Origin of the sequence: Aeromonas sp. FDAARGOS 1416, from assembly GCF_019048085.1 — a bacterium.
GTDB lineage: Bacteria > Pseudomonadota > Gammaproteobacteria > Enterobacterales > Aeromonadaceae > Aeromonas > Aeromonas veronii.
Map to the genome: position 1 here is coordinate 4,001,754 of NZ_CP077301.1, position 18,460 is coordinate 4,020,213.

Consider the following 18,460-nt stretch of genomic DNA (forward strand, 5'->3'; position numbering starts at 1 on the left):
GGGTTTAACGTGTCTCAAGGACTGGTAACAGCATCCTATATCGTTGCCGCCGTGCTCTTCATCCTCAGTCTCGCGGGACTGTCGAAGCAAGAAACGGCCAAGCATGGCAACCTGTTCGGTATCGCGGGTATGGCTATCGCCCTGCTCGCCACCGTATTCAACCCGGAGACCAGTGGCGTTCACTGGATCATCCTAGCCATGGTGATTGGCGGTGCCATCGGCGTGCGTCTGGCACTCAAGGTCGAGATGACCGAGATGCCCGAGCTGGTGGCCGTGCTGCACAGCTTCGTGGGTATGGCGGCAGTGCTGGTGGGCTTCAACAGCTTCATCGATCTGCACCCATCTGCACCTGCTGAGGTCGTCGTCTCCGTCGGTTCCAACCTGGATGCCACCCTGGCAGCCGCCCGTGCGGCGTTCGAGCAGGCCAACAGCGTTGCCCAGGTCGAGCACCTGACCGGCGCCATGCTGAACATCCACCTGGTCGAGATCTTCCTGGGCGTCTTCATCGGTGCCGTAACCTTTACCGGTTCCGTGGTTGCCTTCGGCAAACTGCGCGGTCTCATCTCCTCCAAGCCGCTGATGCTGCCGCACCGCCACAAGCTGAACCTGCTGGCCGTGGTCGCTTCTCTGGCCCTGATGGTCTACTTCGTCAACGCGGGCGGCTCTACCTTCGCCCTGCTGGTGATGACCCTGATCGCCTTCGCCTTTGGCTGGCATCTGGTTGCCTCCATCGGTGGCGCAGACATGCCGGTGGTGGTCTCCATGCTGAACTCCTACTCCGGTTGGGCGGCGGCTGCGGCGGGCTTCATGCTCTCCAATGACCTGCTGATCGTCACCGGTGCTCTGGTGGGTTCCTCCGGTGCGATCCTCTCTTACATCATGTGCAAGGCGATGAACCGCTCCTTCATCTCCGTGATCGCCGGTGGCTTCGGCTCCGATGGCGTGGCCTCCACGGCTGATCAGGAGATGGGCGAATACCGCGAAACCAGCGCCGAGGAAGTGGCTGACCTGCTGAAAAACTCCAGCTCCGTCATCATCACCCCGGGCTACGGTATGGCAGTGGCGCAGGCCCAGTATCCGGTGGCTGAAATCACCCAGAAGCTGCGTGATCGTGGCGTCAAGGTGCGTTTCGGTATCCACCCGGTTGCCGGTCGTCTGCCTGGCCACATGAACGTGCTGCTGGCGGAAGCGAAAGTCCCGTATGACATCGTGCTGGAAATGGACGAGATCAACGACGACTTCGCCGATACCGATACCGTGCTGGTGATTGGTGCCAACGACACCGTTAACCCAGCCGCGATGGAAGATCCGGGCAGCCCGATCGCCGGTATGCCGGTGCTGGAAGTGTGGAAAGCGCAGAACGTCATCGGCTTCAAGCGCTCCATGAACACTGGCTACGCCGGTGTCCAGAACCCGCTGTTCTTCAAGGAAAATACCCAGATGCTGTTTGGCGATGCCAAGGCCAGCGTCGAGGCAATCCTGAAAGCACTGTAAGTGCCATTCAGAGAGTGAATATCAAGGAGGCTTCGGCCTCCTTTTTTATTGCTCATCCCTTGTATATCCTCAATCCATACGGACCATGAGGGATCTCCATGATGTGGTGTCAGGGTTGGCGAAGGATCGGGTTGTACGGCTGGCTGCTGGCCTCCCTGTTGGGTGCCGGTTTGGCGGCTGCGGCGGACAAACCGCCGACACTGACGCTGCTGACCGAGCTGTGGCCCCCTTATGTGATGCGTGGTGACAATGGCGAGCTGGCCGGCGCCGATCTCGATCTGGCCTGTACCGTGTTGCGCCAGATGGGTTATCGCACTGAAATCAGGGTGCTGCCCTGGAAGCGGGTTCTGCAGCAGGCCCGTCTCAGACAGGGGGATGCGGTGCTTGATGTCTTCTTTGAACCTTCCCGCCAGCACTGGCTCCACTACCCCGAAGAGCCGCTCTCTTACAGCGGTGAAGTGCTCTTCTATCCGACGGTTCGTCCGGTGGATTTCAAGCAGCTCTCCGACCTCAAGGGTCTGCGGATAGGTATTCAGGAAGATTATGCCTACAGCCCCGATTTTCTGACCGATCCCGGGGTGATCCGGATGCCGATGACGGGGGAGGGGAATGCCATCAAACAGCTGCATCTGATGATGGCCGGTCGGCTGGACGGGGTGGTGCTCAACGAGCGGGTCGGTCGCTACTTGCTGCATACCCAGGGGCTGCAGGATCAGGTGAGCCACGGCTCGCGTCTGCTGACCGACGACAACCGCAATTTCCTCGCGTTTACCCACAAGCCCGGCCACGATCAGCTGGCTATCCGCTTCTCCTCTGCCCTCAAGGCGTTCAAACAGACTCCCGCCTACAAGCAACTGCTGGCCCGCTATCACCTCTGAGTTGCCGCCCTGCTGTGCGCCGCTTCACAATTTGTCGCACTTTGTTAAAAGGTGGGCATAATGGCGAGCAAAAAGGGGATGCCGCTCAACATTAGTTGATCTTGTTGATAGTAGAATCAACTGCGGTTTACTCAGAGTTACTCATATATGTCCACAGCAGCCACCACTGACCAGATCAATTCGTTAACGGATGAAGAACGTCATCTGATCGCCAGTTTTGAGCCCGCGGTCGAGGCGCTGGCCGCGCTGTTTGGCGCAGGGTGCGAGGTGGTGTTGCATGCGTTCGATACGCTGGATGCATCGGTTATCAAGATTGCCAACGGCCATGTCACCGGTCGTCGGGAGGGGGCGCCGGTCACCGACTTTGCCCTCAACCGCTTGCAGGGGGAGGCGGGCAGCCAGTGGAGCAGCTACTTCAGCCGTACCCGCGACGGGACGCTGATGAAGTCCTCTTCCATCACCATCAGCAACCGGCAGGGCAAGCCCATCGGCATGCTCTGCGTGAACTTCAGTCTGGATACCTCCCTTGGCAGCCTGCTCGATACTTTTGCGCTGCCCGCGGCACCGGCGCCGCTCAACAACGAGACCTTTGCCAGCTCGGTGGACGATCTGGTGACTCAGGTGATTGAGAAGGTGGATCGGGACGATTCGCTCTCCTGCACGGTGCGCAACAAGGAGATAGTGACCCGGCTCTTCGACATGGGGATCTTCGAGATCAAGGAGGCGGCCCAGCTGGTTGCCCGGATGCTCGGCATCTCCCGTCATACTGTTTATCTGCATATCCGCAACTACAAGGCGGATCTGAACAAGCAATAACTGCCTGCGGGCATCCTGAACATGAGAAACACTGCGATGAAAGCACAATGGACCGACTTTATTACCCTGCTCAAGCGTGAAGTGGTGCCGGCCCTGGGCTGTACCGAGCCGATGTCGGTGGCGCTGGCGGCGGCCAACTGCCGCAAGCTGCTGGGGGTGACCCCGACCCGCGTCAGCGTCTGGGTCAGTGGCAATCTGTTCAAGAACGGCATGGGAGTCGGGGTGCCGGGCACCGGCATGATCGGCCTGCCGGTAGCCGCTGCGGTCGGTATAACAGGGGGCAATCCCGATGCCGGGCTGGAGGTGCTCAAGACCCTCACACCAGAACAGGTGGAAGCGGCCAAGGCGCTGCTGCCGGTGATCAAGGTGGATGTGAAGGATGTACCGGATGTGCTCTACGCCGAGGTGCTGGCCGAAGTGGAGGGCCATAGTGCCCGGGTGGTGATCTGCACCGACCACACCCGCATCATCCTGATGGAGAAGGATGGCGAGGTGCTGATGGAGCAGGCCAGTGCCCCCGGCGTGCAGATCCAGCCAGCCAAATCCGCCAAACCGGCCATGACCCTGCGGGAGATCGTCGATTTTGCATTGGAAGTGCCGCTGGCGGAGATCGACTTTATCCGCGAGGCCGCCACCATGAATCAGGCGCTGGCGGACGAAGGGTTACAGGGCTACGGCCTGAAGATCGGCAAGATCCTCACCGAGCAGGTGGAGCGCAAGCTGCTCTCCGATGACCTGATGACGCTGGCGATGCGCCTCTCCTCTGCTGCCTCCGATGCGCGGATGGATGGCGCCATGCTGCCCGCCATGTCCAACTCCGGTTCCGGCAATCAGGGCATTGCCGCCACCATGCCTGTGGTCGCGGCTGCCCGCTTCCTCAAGGCGAGCGACGAGCAGCTGACCCGAGCACTGGTGATGAGCCATCTGGTGGCCATCTACATCAAGACCTATCAGAACAAGCTGTCGGCCCTCTGCGCCGCCAGTACCGCCGCCATGGGTGCCGGTGCCGCCATCACCTGGCTGCTGGGCGGCCAGTATCAGCAGATCAGCCACTGCATCAACAACATGATTGGCGATGTCTCCGGCATCATCTGCGACGGCGCGGGCAGCGCCTGCTCCATGAAGGTCTCCACCTCCACCTCGGCGGCGGTTAAGTCTTCGCTGATGGCTATCAACAACCTGCATGTCCCCCAGAGCGAGGGGATCGTCTCCGACGATGTGGACCAGACCATCGCCAATCTGGGCCGCCTCTCCAAAGAGGGGATGCTGGATACCGACATCGAAATCATCAACATCATGCGAGCGAAACAGCAGAAGCAGTGAATCTGTGACAAGGGGGCGATAGACCCCCTTGTTCTTGTCACGACGGCGCAGACCGTCTGACACGGTTGCCAGGGCAAGCATGGCGCTTGCTCTTGTTTCTCGGGCGCAAGCCCGCTTTTTGGGGAGTCACACCATGACATTTAGCGTTATCGGCAATCTGGCCATCGCCGCCATCTTGCTGTTCTTTCTCTACCGGTTACAGGAAAAACATGTGAGCTTCACCCGCCGAGTATTTGCCGGTCTGGGGCTCGGTATTCTGTTCGGCGCTGCGTTGCAACTGCTTTACGGTGCTGGTTCGCCGGTCATTGTTCAGACCATCGACTATCTGGATATCGTGGGTAGCGGCTATGTGAAGCTGCTGCAAATGATCATCATCCCGCTGATCATGGTCTCCATCATCAGCGCTATCTTGAAGCTCAATGGCGGCACCGCGCTGGGCAAGATCAGCGCCATGACCATAGGCGTGTTGATCTTCACCACCGCCATCGCCGCCGGGGCGGGCATCCTGATGTCCAACCTGTTTGGCCTGACGGCTGAAGGGCTCACCTCCGGTGCCGCCGAAAGCGCCCGTGGCGCCGCGCTGCAGAGCACCCTCGGCAGCGTCGAGAGCATGTCTTTCGCCAAGATGATGCTGGAGTTCATTCCCGCCAACCCCTTCCTCGACATGACCGGGGCCCGCAAGACCTCCACCATCGCCGTGGTGATCTTCTCCATCTTCATTGGCCTCTCCGCTACCGGCATCGCCCGCAAGAAGCCGGAGATCTTCGCCAGCTTCAGCCACTTCGTGGCCGTGGCTCATGCCATCGTAATGCGAATGGTGACTCTGGTGCTGCGCCTGACCCCGTTCGGCGTACTGGCGCTGATGACCAAGGTGGTCTCCGGCTCCAACTATGCGGATATTCTTAACCTGCTCAGCTTTGTGATGGCCTCTTACGGCGCCATCGCCATCATGTTTGTCGTGCACCTGCTGCTGGTGAGCATGGTCGGCATCAACCCGCTGCGCTTCCTCAAGAAGATCACGCCGGTGCTGGCGTTTGCCTTCACCTCGCGCACCAGTGCGGGCTCCATCCCGATGAACGTGCAGACCCAGACCAAGTCGCTGGGTATTCCGGAGGGGATCGCCAACTTCGCCGCCTCCTTCGGTTCCACCATCGGCCAGAACGGCTGTGCCGGTATCTATCCGGCCATGCTGGCCGTGATGATTGCCCCGACTGTCGGGGTCAACCCGATGGATCCGGGCTTTATCATGACCCTGATCGCCATCATCACCGTCAGCTCCTTCGGGGTGGCCGGGATTGGCGGCGGCGCCACCTTTGCCGCGCTGATCGTGCTCTCCGCGCTGGACTTCCCGGTGGCGCTGGCCGGTCTGCTCATCTCCATCGAGCCGCTGATCGACATGGGCCGTACCGCGCTCAACGTTTCCGGCTCCATCACCGCAGGGACGGTCACCAGCCGCCTGATGGGCGAGACCGACATGCATGTGTTCAACAGCGATCACGAAGTGAGTCTGGACGGCGAAGAGTCTACCGTCTGATTTGCGTCGGTTGATCTGCCCGTGGAAAGGGGCGACTCTTTCCCGTCATAGACCGCAGGGAGGGCATGCCCTCCCTGCGCCATTGAGAGGAAAAACTATGAGAATTCTGATCATCGGTGGTGAAGCCGCCGGTATGAGCGCGGCGGCCAAGGCGCGCCGTCTGGCCAAAGATGCCGACATCGTGGTGTATGAGGCCTCCGAGGTGATCTCTTTCGGTGCCTGCGGCCTGCCTTACTTCGTCGGTGACGAGTTTCAGGAGCCCGGTTACATGGCCGAGTTCACCCCCGAGCAGTTCGCCGCCAAGGGGATCGAGGTCAAGATTGGCCATCGGGTGCTGAGCGTCGATGCGGCTGCCCAGACTCTGGTGGTGGAGCACAACGGCGACACCTTCACCGATCGCTACGATCGACTGATGATCGCCACCGGTGCCCGCGAAGTGATGCCTCCCATCCCCGGTCTGCAGCAGCAAGGGGTATTCGGTCTGCGCCGGATGGCCGACGGGCTGGCGCTTAAGGCGGCGGTGCAAGACAAGAATAATCGCCGCGCCGTGGTGATTGGTTCCGGCTTTATCGGGCTGGAAGTGGTCGAGGCGCTGGTCCATCAGGGCAAAGAGGTGCGCCTGATCGAGCTGGCGGATCGAGTCATCCCCGATGCGTTTGATGGCGAGATCACCCAGCACATCGAAACCGAACTGCGCGAGCAGGGCGTCTCTCTCCATCTGGGTGAGCGAGTTGAAGCACTGCTGGGGGATGGTCGGGTGACCGGCGTGCGTACCAGCCAGGGCGAGTATGAGGCCGATATCGTGGTGGTCTGCACCGGGGTCAAGCCCAACACCGAGTTTCTGGCCGACACCGGCATCGAGCGGCTCGGCAACGGTGCCATCAAGGTGGATCGTCAGGGGCGCAGCTCGCTGGCCAACGTCTGGTCAGCCGGTGACTGTGCCAGCGTCTGGCACAGCGTGAAGCAGCAGCAGGTCTATGTGCCGCTCGCCACCATCGCCAACAAGCTGGGGCGCATGGTGGGCGAGAACCTGGCGGGGGCCGAGCAGGAGTTCCCGGGTACCCTCGGTTCTGCGGCGCTCAAGGTGCTGGGGCTGGAAGCGGGCCGTACCGGTCTTTCCGAGCAGGAAGCCAAGGCGATGGGGATCGACTATCGCACCGTGGTGATCAAGGACAAGTGCCATACCAACTACTGCCCGGGCCAGTCCGACATTCACGTCAAGCTGGTCTATGAGGCGGGCAGCAAGCGGCTGCTGGGCGGCCAGATCCTCGGTCGCAAGGGGGCGGTCCACCGCATCGACGCGCTGGCGGTGGCCATCACCATGGGAGTGACCACCGATCAGCTCGGCATGCTGGACTTTGCCTACGCGCCGCCCTTCTCCCGCACCTGGGATGCCCTGAACGTGGCGGGTAACGTCGCGAAGTAAGCGTTGCGATGACGGCGTTGGGAAGGCGCCGTTACGTTACCCCAGCTCTGCAGAGCCCCTGCGGGTAATATCAGTGGCTAAATTGCAGCGATAAAAAAACCGATGCCTTGGCATCGGTTTTTGTTACCGGTTGATCCGTATCACTCAGCCACGGCCGAGGCGGTTCTCCGGGTAGTTCTTGGCCAGCACTTCGCGGGCATGCTTGGCCAGCTGCGGCATCTTCAGAGAGTCGTAAGACTCGACCATGATCTCCAGCGCCTTCTCGGTTTCGGCTGTGTCGGGGTAGGTTTCGACAATCAGCTTGGCCCGGTTGGCGGCCGCGACCAGTGCATCACGCTTCACGTAATACTCGGCCACGCTCAGGTCATATCGGGCCAGACGATTCTTCAGGCCAATCATGCGGGCACGAGCATCGGCGGCATAGACGCTGTTGGGGTAGTTCTGCAGCAGGGTCTTGAAATCCTGGAATGCCTGACGGGCATAAGCCGGGTCTTTGTCGTCCCGATCGATACCGAACAGGCTCTGGAAGAAGTTGTAATCCGCCGCCATGTTGGTCAGGCCGCGCATATAGAAGACGTAATCGATATTTTTATGCGCCGGATTGAGGCGGATAAATCGGTCGATATTGGCGATCGCCTGAGCGGTATCATCCTGCTTGTAGTAGGCATAGATGAGGTCAAGTTGCACCTGGTTGGAGTAGGCGCCGAACGGGTAGCGAGAGTCCAAAGCCTCCAGCAATTCAGTGGCTTGCACGTAATTGCCAACGTCCAGTTTGAGGCGTGCTTTCTGGTACAGGGTCTCCGGCGGTTCGTCGGGTACCTTGGGTTTGGTGCTGGAACAGCCTGTGATCAAGGTAGCGACCAAGGCGAGCGACATCAGCAGGTGAGACTTCTTTCCCATCAACAACATCCGGTCCATTTCCACGAAATTGGCAAAGTATCCGTTATGCTTGGCTAAAAGAAAAGCTAGAATACCCGGATTATTTCGAATTGATACCCCCCGCTCAAGAGACCATACATGAGCCAGCATATTGAACTGACAGGCGAATTCCAGGATCACCAATTCGGGCAGCGACTCGACCAGGCCCTGGCCGAATTGTTTCCAGACTACTCCCGCACCCGCATCAAGGAGTGGATTTTACAGGACAGAGTGACCCTGGACGGTCAGGTTGCCAACACCCCGCGCGAGAAGATTCTGGCCGGGCAGCAGGTGCATGTGAATGTCGAGCTGGAAGATGATACTCGCTGGGATGCCCAGGATATCGAGCTCAACATCGTTTATGAAGATGAACACATTCTGGTGATCGACAAACCGGCCGGACTGGTGGTTCACCCGGGCGCCGGTACGCCGGATGGCACCATTCTCAACGCCCTGCTGCACCGCTACCCCGGCATTGCCGAGGTGCCCCGTGCCGGTATCGTGCACCGTCTGGATAAAGACACCACAGGTCTGATGGTGGTTGCCAAGACCGTTCCGGCCCAGACCCATCTGGTGGAAGCGCTGCAGGCGCGCCAGATCACCCGTGAGTACGAAGCGATCGCCATCGGTCACATGACCGCCGGCGGCACCGTTGATGCGCCCATCGGCCGTCACCCGACCCAGCGTACCCATATGGCCGTGGTGCCCAATGGTCGTCCTTCCGTGACTCACTACCGGGTTCACGAGAAGTTCCGTGGCCACACCCGTCTGCGTCTGCGTCTTGAGACCGGTCGTACTCACCAGATCCGTGTCCACATGGCGCATATCAAGCACCCGCTGGTGGGCGATCCCGCTTATGGTGGTCGTCTGCGCCCGCTGCGCAACGCGACCCCCGAGCTGACCCAGGCACTGCGTAACTTCAACCGTCAGGCGCTGCATGCCACCATGCTGCAACTGGCTCACCCCATCACGGGGGAAGTGATGCAGTGGCACTCAGCTACACCGCAAGACATGGTGGAGCTGATGGAAGTGCTGCGCGCGGATACTCTCGCCAATCCGGATGATTTAGTCTGGAACTGAAGTGATAGGGCCTGCTGCGTCGGTTTCTGGCGTCATCCGGCCCGAATAGATGCCAATCGGGGTTCCCTTACAGGAGCCCCGTTTTTATATCGGTGAATTGAAGGAGTCACAGATGAAATGGATCGAACCCGACTGGCCAGCCCCGGCGTGTGTCAGGGCGTTGTCGACCACCCGGGATGGCGGCGTCAGTGAAGGGGTCTTTGCCGGTCTCAATCTGGGCGCCCACGTGGGTGACGAACCGGCGCGAGTCGAGGCCAATCGCGCCCGCTTGCAGCAGGCGGCCGCCATCCCGGGGCCCCTCAACTGGCTTAATCAGGTGCACGGCACCGTGGTTCATCCGGTCAGCAGCCATTATCTGCAAGCACCGGATGCCGATGCCGCCTGCGCCCATGAGGCGGAGCTGGCCTGCATCGTGATGACCGCCGACTGTCTGCCAGTGTTGTTTTGCGATCGGGCCGGTACCGTGGTGGCCGCCGCCCATGCTGGCTGGCGTGGCCTGAAAGAGGGCGTGCTGGAGGCGAGCATCGCTGCCATGGGTTGCGAGCCGGGCGAGATCCTGGCCTGGCTTGGCCCGGCCATCGGCCCCACTGCATTTGAAGTGGGTGGCGAGGTGCGTGAGGCCTTTATGGCGGAGCAGGCTGAAGCAGAAGCGGCGTTCGTCCCTTCGCCCAACGACGGCAAATGGTTGGCGGATATCTACCAGCTGGCGCGGTTGCGCCTCGCCCGTGCCGGCGTTACCGCCGTCTATGGCGGCGAATACTGCACCTTCAGCGATAGCGAGCAGTTCTACTCCTATCGTCGCGACGGTCAGACCGGCCGGATGGCCTCCCTCATCTGGTTGGCCCGCTAAGCAATCACCCGCCAAGTAATAGCCCGTCTCTCTCAAGAACAGATCCGTATGAGAGAGGCGGGGATCCTGTTCTTGTCCCGTCTTGCAGAAAAAATAACCAGTCACAGCCCTTGAAATAGCCCGTGCGGGCCTCATCTTTCATCTCAGAAAGTTATGTTGTTTGCCGCGCAAGCGGCGTCTGCCTGTTTGAAGGGGGAGTGCAATGCGCCTCGATCGCCTTACCAGCAAATTCCAGATTGCTATTTCCGATGCCCAGTCTCTTGCGCTGGGTCGTGACCACCAATTTATCGAACCCGTTCACCTGATGACCGCGTTGGTCAATCAGGATGGCGGCTCCATCCGTCCGTTGCTCACTCTGACCGGGATGGATATCAACGCCCTGCGCTCCCGTCTCGGTGAGGAGCTGGATCGCCTGCCGCGCGTCAGCGGCGTGGAAGGGGACGTGCAGCTCTCCAACGGCCTCGGCCGCCTGCTCAACGTCTGCGACAAACTGGCCCAGCAGCGCAAGGATCAGTTCATCTCCTCCGAGCTGTTCGTGCTGGCTGCCCTCGACGACAAGGGAACGCTGGGTGAGCTGCTGCGCGCCCAGGGGCTGACCAAAGAGAAACTGGAAGCGGCCATCGACAAGGTGCGTGGCGGCAAGAAGGTGGAAGATGCCAACGCCGAGGAGAACCGTCAGGCGCTGGAGAAGTACACCATCGATCTGACCGAGCGGGCCGAAATCGGCAAACTCGACCCGGTGATCGGCCGCGATGACGAGATCCGCCGTACCATTCAGGTGCTGCAACGCCGCACCAAGAACAACCCCGTGTTGATCGGTGCCCCCGGCGTCGGCAAGACCGCCATCGTCGAGGGGCTGGCTCAGCGCATTATCAACGGCGAAGTGCCGGAAGGGCTCAAAAACAAGCGGGTGCTGTCGCTGGACATGGGGGCGCTGGTGGCCGGGGCCAAGTATCGCGGCGAGTTTGAAGAGCGGCTCAAGGCCGTGCTGAGCGATCTCGCCAAGGAGGAGGGCAACGTCATCCTCTTTATCGACGAGCTGCACACCATGGTCGGCGCCGGCAAGGGCGAAGGGGCCATGGATGCGGGCAACATGCTCAAGCCTGCGCTGGCGCGGGGCGAGCTGCACTGCGTCGGCGCCACTACTTTGGATGAGTATCGCCAGTTCATCGAGAAGGATGCCGCGCTGGAGCGCCGTTTCCAGAAGGTGCTGGTGGAAGAGCCGACAGTCGAAGACACCATTGCCATCCTGCGCGGTCTGAAGGAGCGTTACGAGCTACACCACCATGTGCAGATCACCGACCCTGCCATCGTGGCGGCGGCCCAGCTGTCACACCGCTATATCGCGGATCGCCAGTTGCCGGATAAGGCCATCGATCTCATCGACGAGGCGGCGGCCAGCATCCGGCTGCAGATCGACTCCAAGCCCGAGGCGCTCGATCGCCTCGAGCGGCGCATCATCCAGCTCAAGCTGGAGCAGCAGGCGCTGATGAAGGAGGACGATGACGCCAGCCGCAAACGGTTGGAGCTGATCAATCAGGAGATTGGCGAAAAAGATCGGGAATACAACGAGCTGGATGAGGTGTGGAAGGCCGAGAAGGCTGCCCTCGCCGGTACCCAGCATATCAAGGCGGCGCTGGAGCAGGCCCGTCAGGATCTTGACGTGGCGCGCCGCGCAGGCGATCTGGGCCGGATGTCCGAGCTGCAATATGGCCGCATTCCCGAGCTGGAGAAACAGCTGGATCTCGCCACTCAAGCCGAGATGCAGGAGACCAGCCTGCTGCGCAACCGGGTCACTGACGTGGAGATTGCAGACGTCCTGGCCCGCTGGACCGGTATTCCGGTCGCCCGCATGCTGGAAGGGGAGCGCGACAAGCTGCTGCGGATGGAAGAGCAGCTGCACAGCCGGGTGATTGGTCAGGAAGAGGCGGTCGATGCGGTCTCCAACGCCATTCGTCGCTCCCGTGCCGGTCTCTCCGATCCGAATCGCCCCATCGGCTCCTTCCTGTTCCTGGGGCCCACCGGGGTGGGCAAGACCGAGCTGTGCAAGGCGCTGGCGGAGTTCCTGTTCGATACCCAGGATGCCATGGTGCGGATCGATATGTCCGAGTTCATGGAGAAACACAGCGTGGCCCGTCTGGTGGGGGCGCCTCCCGGATACGTGGGTTATGAAGAGGGCGGTTATCTGACCGAGGCGGTACGCCGTCGTCCCTACTCGGTGATCCTGCTGGACGAGGTGGAGAAGGCGCATCCGGATGTGTTCAACATCCTGTTGCAGGTGCTCGATGATGGCCGCCTGACCGATGGCCAGGGTCGGACCGTCGATTTCCGTAACTCGGTGGTGATCATGACCTCCAACCTCGGGTCGGATCTGATTCAGGAGCACCACTCCGAGAAGGATTACGACGAGATGAAGGCCATGCTGATGGATGTGCTGACCCGCAGTTTCCGGCCGGAATTTATCAACCGGATCGACGAGACAGTGGTGTTCCACCCCCTCGGCGAGGAGCACATCAAGTCCATTGCCCGCATCCAGCTCAAGAGCCTGATGGGCCGTCTGGAGGCTCAGGGCTACGAGGTGGAGGTGAGCGAAGCGCTGCTCGAGAAGCTGGTTCACGCAGGGTTCGACCCCGTCTACGGGGCACGCCCCCTCAAGCGGGCAATCCAGCAGAAGGTAGAGAACCCGCTGGCGCAGGCCCTGCTCTCCGGCCGCATCGTGCCGGGCAAAAAACTGGTGCTGGGGGCCGACAGCAACGGCCTGACCATGACCCAGTAACCGATCTCGTGTCGATGTTTGCAACGCCAGCCCTCGGGCTGGCGTTGTCATATCTGGTTGCGGGGATTCGGGCGCAAAAAAAACGGCAATCCGAAGATTGCCGGGAGGAATGTAGTGACGCGACCTTGCGTGGGTTGAGCGGGTCGCAGGGGCAAGCCCCGGTTTCGCCGCGGGTCATCAGGGATGACCACGCGACTTACAGCATGTCCGGACTGCGCTCGTTCAGTCCGCACCGCCACACACCTTCAGGGCTGACTCGCGAGCCACTGCGCGCAGGCCAGACCGATGAAATCAACGCGTTTACAGCATGCCCGGGATGGCGGCTTTCATCTCGGCTGGCCACACACCAACCTGAACCTGCCCGATATGCTCTTTTTGCAGTAACAGCATGGCCAGACGGGATTGGCCGATGCCGCCACCGATGGTTTGCGGCATCCGTGCGGCCAGCAGATCCTGATGCCAGTCATACTGCAGGCGATCCTCGTCGCCGGTGATGGCGAGCTGGCGGCGCAGTGCCTCGGCATCGACCCGGATCCCCATGGAGGAGATCTCGAAGCTGTCTTGCAGCACCGGGTTCCACACCAGAATGTCACCGTTCAGACCCGCCAGACCCAGCTCGCTGTGGCTGCTCCAGTCGTCGTAGTCCGGGGCACGCACATCGTGACGCTCACCGTGGGAGAGGGCACCGCCGATGCCGATCAGGAACACGGCGCCCAGCTCTTTGGCGATGGCGCGCTCGCGCCCCTTGGCATCGAGGTCCGGGTAACGGGCCAGCAGCTCTTCGCTATGCAGGAACTGGATCTCCGCCGGCAGGAAGGGGGTCAGCTCGTGCTCGGCGCAGACCGCGCGCTCGGTGGCCTTGATGGCGGCCCAGATGCCGCGCACGGTTTCTTGCAGATAGGCGAGATCGCGGCGCTCGCTCGGCATCACCTTCTCCCAGTCCCACTGATCCACGTAGACGGAGTGGATGGGGGTGAGGCGATCCTCGTCCGGACGCAGTGCCTTCATGTGGGTGTAGATCCCTTCACCCGGGCCGAACCCGAAGCGACCCAGGGTCTGGCGCTTCCATTTGGCCAGTGAATGGACCACTTCGTAGCTGTGCTCCGGCAGGGTTTTTACTTTGACCTGCACTGCATTCTCGTGGCCAGAGAGGTTGTCCTGAGTGCCATCACCGACCCGGCTCAGGATGGGGGCTTGTACCTCCATCAGACCCAGTTGCTGGGCGAGTTGGCGGGAGAACATCTCTTTGACGAAGCTGATCTGCTGTTGGCTGCGAATGTAGTGCTGTTTCATGCTGAATTCCTGTTTCAAACCCCGTTGGATGTGGTGATTCTTCAACAGATTGCCAACCAAATTCAATATTCGATAATAGAAATAGGCTTTATGTGTTTTTTTCTTCAAAATAAGCCGTTATTTAATGAGGTATCGTCAACGGGAGGGCAAAAAAATGCCGGAAAATTACCGGATCGATAATCTCGATCAGGCCATCCTCACCGCCCTGATGGAGAATGCGCGAATCCCTTACGCCGAACTTGCGAAACAACTGGCGGTCAGCCCGGGCACCATCCATGTGCGGGTGGAGAAGATGAAACAGGCGGGGATCATCGAGGGGACACGGGTGCAGGTTAACCCCAAGAAGCTGGGTTACGACGTCTGCTGCTTTATCGGGATTAATCTGAAGAGTGCCAAGGATTACCCCTCGGCACTGGCCAAGCTGCAGGCGCTGGACGAAGTGGTGGAGGCCTACTACACCACGGGCCACTACAGCATCTTCATGAAGGTGATGACCCGCTCCATCGACGAGCTGCAGATAGTGCTGATCAACAAGATCCAGACCATCGACGAGATCCAGTCCACTGAAACCCTGATTTCGCTGCAGAATCCGATCCTGCGGGACGTGAAGCCTTGAGGTGGGTTGTATAAGGGGTAGGGTGTAGAGATCCATCTCCCGTGCGAAACCCTGACCCCTGATCAGGGTTCGATATAGGGGATGGCGTACTTGTCGTAGAGGGCCTTGAGGCTGCCGTTTCGCTTCATGCGCAGCAGTTCGGCATCGTAGGCGGCCATCAGGGCTGGGGTCTGTGCATCCGCCCGTGCGCGGGCCCAGGTGTTGAAGTAGGGGCTGCTCTTGAGCGGTTTGGGCAGGTAATCGATCTTTCCCGTCAGCCCCTCTTCCTTGATCTGGGTGAAGGCGGTGACCAGCGGCATCGGCACGGTATCGATCCGTCCGGCCAGCAGTTTGCGCAGTTGCAGCTGGTTCATGGTGATCTCCTGGAACTGATAGGCCGGGTCGGTCATGGCCGCTGCCAGTTCAGGGGTGTAGGAGAAATCCTTGGTCACGCCGATGCGCCAGGGTTTGAGATCGGCCAGCGTTTCGTAGCGGATCTTCATCAGGTCCGCCTTGCGCACGAAGAAGTGCCAGCTGTGGCGAAGATGGGCCTGTTGGGGATAGATGAGATAACTCTCCCGCTCTGCCTTGTAGGAGTGGGTCATCACCAGATCGCAGGCGCCGGTTTCGGCATTGCGGGTGAGGCGGGCACCGGAGTCGGCCAGCTCGATCCGAAAGGGCGTCTCCAGCTTGTCGAAGATGGCGGTGACGATATCTATATCGAGTCCGCGGGGTTTCTGATCGGCATCGAGAAACTTGAGCGGGGGCTCCATGGTGCCGCAGATCACCAGCTCTTTGGCGGGCAATCCGAGTGGAAACAGCAACCAAAACAGGGGGATCACACGCAAACTACGTCTCCTGAGCCCGTTTGAAGATATTCCAAGACCTGATTCCAGTATATTGGATGGCACCTGATCCGTTAGAAGCGACTGTTTATGGCAAATCCTGAAATCGAGAGCCCGCTGGACGGGATCGACAAGTTGATCGTCTCGCTCTACCGCCTTGGCTTGAGTGCGGCAGCCTTGTTGCTGCTTTACCGCGGTGCGGCGCTGCTGAGCGGGATGGCACTGCTCCCGTCGGCACAATGGTTGATGTCACTTGCAGTGGCAAGCGCAATCTGCGGCTTCTCGCTGCATATCTACGACAAGCGGATTCGCCTGATTCTGCAGGGGTTTGGTTGGGGCGCACTGGCCCTGGCTGCGGTAGGGGCGCCGGATGCGCTGGTGCTGGGGGCGGCGTTGGCGACCCTCTCCGGGCTGGCGTTCAAGGAGCAGTTTTGTTTCGCCATTCCCGGCATCAAGCTGGTGCCTGTATTGCTGCCGGCGTTATGGCTGCTGGAGTGGTTGCGGGTGGAGTGGGCCGCCGCACTGGTGGCGCTGGTATGCGGGGCCCTGTTGACCTTGCTGGCGCTGGCCAAGTGGCGGATGCCCCTGCACTTCGATATCGGTGACAAGGGGCGTTACCAGATCTAGGTCTGCTGGCACACCTTCATCTGCTGGTTGAGGGCCTGCATCACCTGACGGCGGCTGATGATGCCGATCACCTTGCCCTGTTGCAGCACCGGGTAGATCTTGGGCTTGGCATCGGCCATCTGGCGAGCCAGATCCAGAATGCTCTCATCCGGCCCGACCGAGAGGGGCGAGCGGTTCATCAGATCCTCCACCCTGGTGCGGGTATCGCAGTGGTAGCTGCCGGTGAGCAGGCTGGGAATGCAGTCTTGTTCAGAGAGAAAGCCGATCAGCCGTTTCTGCTCATCCAGCACCGGCAGGCCGCCAAGACCCGATTGATGCAGGCGATCCAGCGCCTCGGCCAGGCCGAGTCCGGCAGTGAGGGTGTGGGTCAGGCGACCCATGTGGTGGTGTACTTTCAGCATGGTGGTGACTCCGCAAGAGGGGGATGCCGCCACTATGACGCGGGTGGGTGGCCCGCGACCAATGGCTTGTGCCGCAGGGATTGATAGGCACAAGCCATCGGCGGTGATCCGCTGGCAGGCGGGCTTCGTTCATGCAAGACCATGAAAGGGAAAGGAGATCGTATGCGTGCATTGGTTACGGGCTGCGGCCGTCGACTCGGATTTTATCTCTGTGAACAGCTGGTGGCAGCGGGTTGGCAGGTGACGGGCAGTTATCGCAGAGAGCGGCCGGAGCTGGCCACGCTGGCTGCATTGGGGGTCGAGCTGGTGCAGGCGGATTTTGGCCGGGAAGAGGACGTTGGCAAGCTGATCGATGTGCTGGCTGCGCATCAGGATCTGACGCTGGTGATCCACAACGCCTCGGCCTTCGAGCCGCAGGCAACTGATCCGGCGGCGCAACTGGCCCAGTTCGAGCAGTTCTACCGGGTACACATGGCGGCCCCCTTCCAGCTAAACCGGGCGCTGGCCCCCCGGCTGGCCAGCAATCCCAACGCCAGCATCATTCACATCACCGATATCTATATCCATGCCCCGGCCCCCCGTTTTGCCAGCTATGTGGCCACCAAGGCGGGAGCCCATTCGCTGGCCATGAGCTTTGCCCGAGAGCTGGCGCCTGCGGTGCGGGTCAACACCATAGAGCCGGGCCCCATTCTGTTTCTCGACGAGCATGACGAGGCATGGCGCCAGCAGGTGTTGGCGAAAACACCGCTGGCGCGGGAGGGAGGGCTGGAGCCCATCTGGCAGGCGGTGCAGTTACTGATGGGGAACAGTTATATGACGGGGGCCAGCATCAAGGTAGATGGCGGGCGCGCGCTGGCCACTCTCTGAAAGTTTGCCAAGCACCAGCGGCTCCAGCCCGACCTGCCGGGTCAGCAAGCCTTTGCCGGGTTTGAGCTTGCCCGACGGGGCGGGGAGCGTCACTTGCAGCGCCACCTTGGGGTCATGCACCTCGCCATGACCGTACAGCTCGGCCAGCAGCTCCGCCAGATAGGAATCGACCTCTGCCGAGGCAAAGTCACCGCTCCTGTTGCTGGCCAGAATATCGATGTCGAGCGGCCGGTCGTGCACCTTGCAGAGCGGATCGCTGCGATCCCGGCCGTGAGCCACTTCAAGGGCGACAAAGTACTGCTTGAGGCTGGCGGCATCGAGCGGGCTCTCCACCACCAGCAGGCAGTTGAGAAAGTCGTGGCTGGAGTGCATTCCCACCGGCTTGGTGCGGATCACCGAACTCAGCCGCAGGGGGCCGACGTTCGCAAGCAGCTCGGCCAGCACCCGGCTGACATGGATGTGCGGGTCAATATTGGATCCAATGCTACACAGATAGAACATGCTCACCTTCCCGGGGTTGGGCTCATCTGAAATGTATACGCAGCTCACGGTTATCGGATTAACTATGGCTTAACATTGTCTTATCTATTGTGATCCGGCACTGATTGGCAGAAAGGAGGTTTGCATGAGTGTGGAGCTGAAATGGGCGCTGTTGACCGCCTCGGGCGCGCTGGCGATGATCATGATTATCTGTCTGGCCTCTGTCGCGTTGGCGTGAATCACCACAATCCAGATAA

Annotated in this window: 18 protein-coding genes; 13 read left to right on the forward strand and 5 right to left on the reverse strand. The window is 60.7% G+C overall.

The genetic code is table 11. The features are described from left to right. The first annotated feature begins 9 nt into the window (after positions 1-9). The 6 genes from pntB to I6L46_RS18225 all read left to right on the forward strand — a co-directional run bounded on the left by pntB (position 10) and on the right by I6L46_RS18225 (position 7,471). The gene (pntB, locus tag I6L46_RS18200) at positions 10-1,494 is read left to right on the forward strand and encodes a Re/Si-specific NAD(P)(+) transhydrogenase subunit beta (protein ID WP_005339759.1); all 1,485 of its coding nucleotides are present in this window, start codon (positions 10-12) and stop codon (positions 1,492-1,494) included. Positions 1,495-1,592: 98 nt separating this feature from the next. Beyond that, complete coding sequence (locus I6L46_RS18205) at positions 1,593-2,372, forward strand: ABC transporter substrate-binding protein (protein ID WP_216976622.1); 780 nt, start codon at positions 1,593-1,595, stop codon at positions 2,370-2,372. A 147-nt stretch (positions 2,373-2,519) separates the two neighbouring features. Further along, positions 2,520-3,188: a transcriptional regulator gene (locus tag I6L46_RS18210; RefSeq protein WP_216976625.1), complete on the forward strand. Its 669-nt coding sequence runs from the start codon at positions 2,520-2,522 to the stop codon at positions 3,186-3,188. Between the two features lie 21 nt (positions 3,189-3,209). Next, on the forward strand, positions 3,210-4,511 hold the full coding sequence (locus I6L46_RS18215) for a serine dehydratase subunit alpha family protein (RefSeq protein ID WP_216976627.1): 1,302 nt from the start codon (positions 3,210-3,212) through the stop codon (positions 4,509-4,511). A 133-nt stretch (positions 4,512-4,644) separates the two neighbouring features. Further along, complete coding sequence (locus tag I6L46_RS18220) at positions 4,645-6,045, forward strand: L-cystine transporter (protein ID WP_216976629.1); 1,401 nt, start codon at positions 4,645-4,647, stop codon at positions 6,043-6,045. A 97-nt stretch (positions 6,046-6,142) separates the two neighbouring features. Beyond that, on the forward strand, positions 6,143-7,471 hold the full coding sequence (locus I6L46_RS18225) for a CoA-disulfide reductase (protein ID WP_216976630.1): 1,329 nt from the start codon (positions 6,143-6,145) through the stop codon (positions 7,469-7,471). Positions 7,472-7,615: 144 nt separating this feature from the next. Here I6L46_RS18225 and I6L46_RS18230 read toward each other — a convergent pair whose 3' ends face one another. Continuing rightward, positions 7,616-8,371, reverse strand: coding sequence for an outer membrane protein assembly factor BamD (locus tag I6L46_RS18230; RefSeq protein ID WP_101530913.1), 756 nt, complete (start codon positions 8,369-8,371; stop codon positions 7,616-7,618). 117 nt (positions 8,372-8,488) lie between these two features. Here I6L46_RS18230 and rluD point away from each other — a divergent pair, with 117 nt between their 5' ends. The 3 genes from rluD to clpB all read left to right on the forward strand — a co-directional run bounded on the left by rluD (position 8,489) and on the right by clpB (position 13,095). Continuing rightward, on the forward strand, positions 8,489-9,469 hold the full coding sequence (gene rluD / locus I6L46_RS18235; RefSeq protein ID WP_005339771.1) for a 23S rRNA pseudouridine(1911/1915/1917) synthase RluD: 981 nt from the start codon (positions 8,489-8,491) through the stop codon (positions 9,467-9,469). A gap of 112 nt (positions 9,470-9,581) precedes the next feature. Beyond that, on the forward strand, positions 9,582-10,319 hold the full coding sequence (gene pgeF, locus I6L46_RS18240) for a peptidoglycan editing factor PgeF (protein ID WP_216976632.1): 738 nt from the start codon (positions 9,582-9,584) through the stop codon (positions 10,317-10,319). A 202-nt stretch (positions 10,320-10,521) separates the two neighbouring features. Further along, positions 10,522-13,095 carry an ATP-dependent chaperone ClpB gene (clpB, locus tag I6L46_RS18245; protein ID WP_216976634.1) on the forward strand — a complete coding sequence of 858 codons (2,574 nt, stop codon included), beginning with the start codon at positions 10,522-10,524 and terminating at the stop codon, positions 13,093-13,095. Positions 13,096-13,395: 300 nt separating this feature from the next. Here clpB and asnA read toward each other — a convergent pair whose 3' ends face one another. Next, positions 13,396-14,388: an aspartate--ammonia ligase gene (asnA, locus tag I6L46_RS18250; protein WP_216976636.1), complete on the reverse strand. Its 993-nt coding sequence runs from the start codon at positions 14,386-14,388 to the stop codon at positions 13,396-13,398. Between the two features lie 154 nt (positions 14,389-14,542). Between asnA and asnC the strand changes: the two genes are divergently transcribed. Then, positions 14,543-15,004 (forward strand): transcriptional regulator AsnC, encoded by a 462-nt coding sequence (gene asnC, locus I6L46_RS18255; RefSeq protein ID WP_005339783.1) that lies wholly within the window; start codon positions 14,543-14,545, stop codon positions 15,002-15,004. 62 nt (positions 15,005-15,066) lie between these two features. Here the strand turns inward: asnC and I6L46_RS18260 are convergent, their stop codons facing one another. Beyond that, complete coding sequence (locus tag I6L46_RS18260; RefSeq protein WP_123173967.1) at positions 15,067-15,831, reverse strand: ABC transporter substrate-binding protein; 765 nt, start codon at positions 15,829-15,831, stop codon at positions 15,067-15,069. An 87-nt stretch (positions 15,832-15,918) separates the two neighbouring features. Here I6L46_RS18260 and I6L46_RS18265 point away from each other — a divergent pair, with 87 nt between their 5' ends. Continuing rightward, positions 15,919-16,455 (forward strand): DUF2301 domain-containing membrane protein, encoded by a 537-nt coding sequence (locus tag I6L46_RS18265; RefSeq protein WP_216976638.1) that lies wholly within the window; start codon positions 15,919-15,921, stop codon positions 16,453-16,455. Here I6L46_RS18265 and I6L46_RS18270 read toward each other — a convergent pair. After that, positions 16,452-16,856 carry a CBS domain-containing protein gene (locus I6L46_RS18270; protein WP_021231463.1) on the reverse strand — a complete coding sequence of 135 codons (405 nt, stop codon included), beginning with the start codon at positions 16,854-16,856 and terminating at the stop codon, positions 16,452-16,454. The genes I6L46_RS18265 and I6L46_RS18270 overlap by 4 nt on opposite strands. 162 nt (positions 16,857-17,018) lie before the next feature. Between I6L46_RS18270 and I6L46_RS18275 the strand changes: the two genes are divergently transcribed. Next, positions 17,019-17,723, forward strand: a complete 705-nt coding sequence (locus tag I6L46_RS18275) for an SDR family oxidoreductase (RefSeq protein WP_216976640.1) — start codon at positions 17,019-17,021, stop codon at positions 17,721-17,723. Here the strand turns inward: I6L46_RS18275 and I6L46_RS18280 are convergent. After that, entirely contained in the window at positions 17,649-18,224 is a 576-nt protein-coding gene (locus I6L46_RS18280) for a 2-amino-4-hydroxy-6-hydroxymethyldihydropteridine diphosphokinase (RefSeq protein WP_216976642.1), read from the reverse strand. The two genes, I6L46_RS18275 and I6L46_RS18280, sit on opposite strands and share 75 nt — an antisense overlap. 124 nt (positions 18,225-18,348) lie before the next feature. Between I6L46_RS18280 and I6L46_RS18285 the strand changes: the two genes are divergently transcribed. Next, on the forward strand, positions 18,349-18,441 hold the full coding sequence (locus tag I6L46_RS18285) for a YnhF family membrane protein (protein ID WP_005339800.1): 93 nt from the start codon (positions 18,349-18,351) through the stop codon (positions 18,439-18,441). The last annotated feature ends 19 nt before the right edge of the window (positions 18,442-18,460 follow it).

Coding starts and splice junctions, on each gene's coding strand:
- I6L46_RS18205 (WP_216976622.1), top strand. CDS start 1,593: ATGATGTGGTGTCAGGGTTGGCGAAGGATCGGGTTGTACGGCTGGCTG.
- I6L46_RS18210 (WP_216976625.1), top strand. CDS start 2,520: ATGTCCACAGCAGCCACCACTGACCAGATCAATTCGTTAACGGATGAA.
- I6L46_RS18215 (WP_216976627.1), top strand. CDS start 3,210: ATGAGAAACACTGCGATGAAAGCACAATGGACCGACTTTATTACCCTG.
- I6L46_RS18220 (WP_216976629.1), top strand. CDS start 4,645: ATGACATTTAGCGTTATCGGCAATCTGGCCATCGCCGCCATCTTGCTG.
- I6L46_RS18225 (WP_216976630.1), top strand. CDS start 6,143: ATGAGAATTCTGATCATCGGTGGTGAAGCCGCCGGTATGAGCGCGGCG.
- I6L46_RS18230 (WP_101530913.1), bottom strand. CDS start 8,371: ATGGGAAAGAAGTCTCACCTGCTGATGTCGCTCGCCTTGGTCGCTACC.
- rluD (WP_005339771.1), top strand. CDS start 8,489: ATGAGCCAGCATATTGAACTGACAGGCGAATTCCAGGATCACCAATTC.
- pgeF (WP_216976632.1), top strand. CDS start 9,582: ATGAAATGGATCGAACCCGACTGGCCAGCCCCGGCGTGTGTCAGGGCG.
- clpB (WP_216976634.1), top strand. CDS start 10,522: ATGCGCCTCGATCGCCTTACCAGCAAATTCCAGATTGCTATTTCCGAT.
- asnA (WP_216976636.1), bottom strand. CDS start 14,388: ATGAAACAGCACTACATTCGCAGCCAACAGCAGATCAGCTTCGTCAAA.
- asnC (WP_005339783.1), top strand. CDS start 14,543: ATGCCGGAAAATTACCGGATCGATAATCTCGATCAGGCCATCCTCACC.
- I6L46_RS18265 (WP_216976638.1), top strand. CDS start 15,919: ATGGCAAATCCTGAAATCGAGAGCCCGCTGGACGGGATCGACAAGTTG.
- I6L46_RS18270 (WP_021231463.1), bottom strand. CDS start 16,856: ATGCTGAAAGTACACCACCACATGGGTCGCCTGACCCACACCCTCACT.
- I6L46_RS18275 (WP_216976640.1), top strand. CDS start 17,019: ATGCGTGCATTGGTTACGGGCTGCGGCCGTCGACTCGGATTTTATCTC.
- I6L46_RS18280 (WP_216976642.1), bottom strand. CDS start 18,224: ATGTTCTATCTGTGTAGCATTGGATCCAATATTGACCCGCACATCCAT.
- I6L46_RS18285 (WP_005339800.1), top strand. CDS start 18,349: ATGAGTGTGGAGCTGAAATGGGCGCTGTTGACCGCCTCGGGCGCGCTG.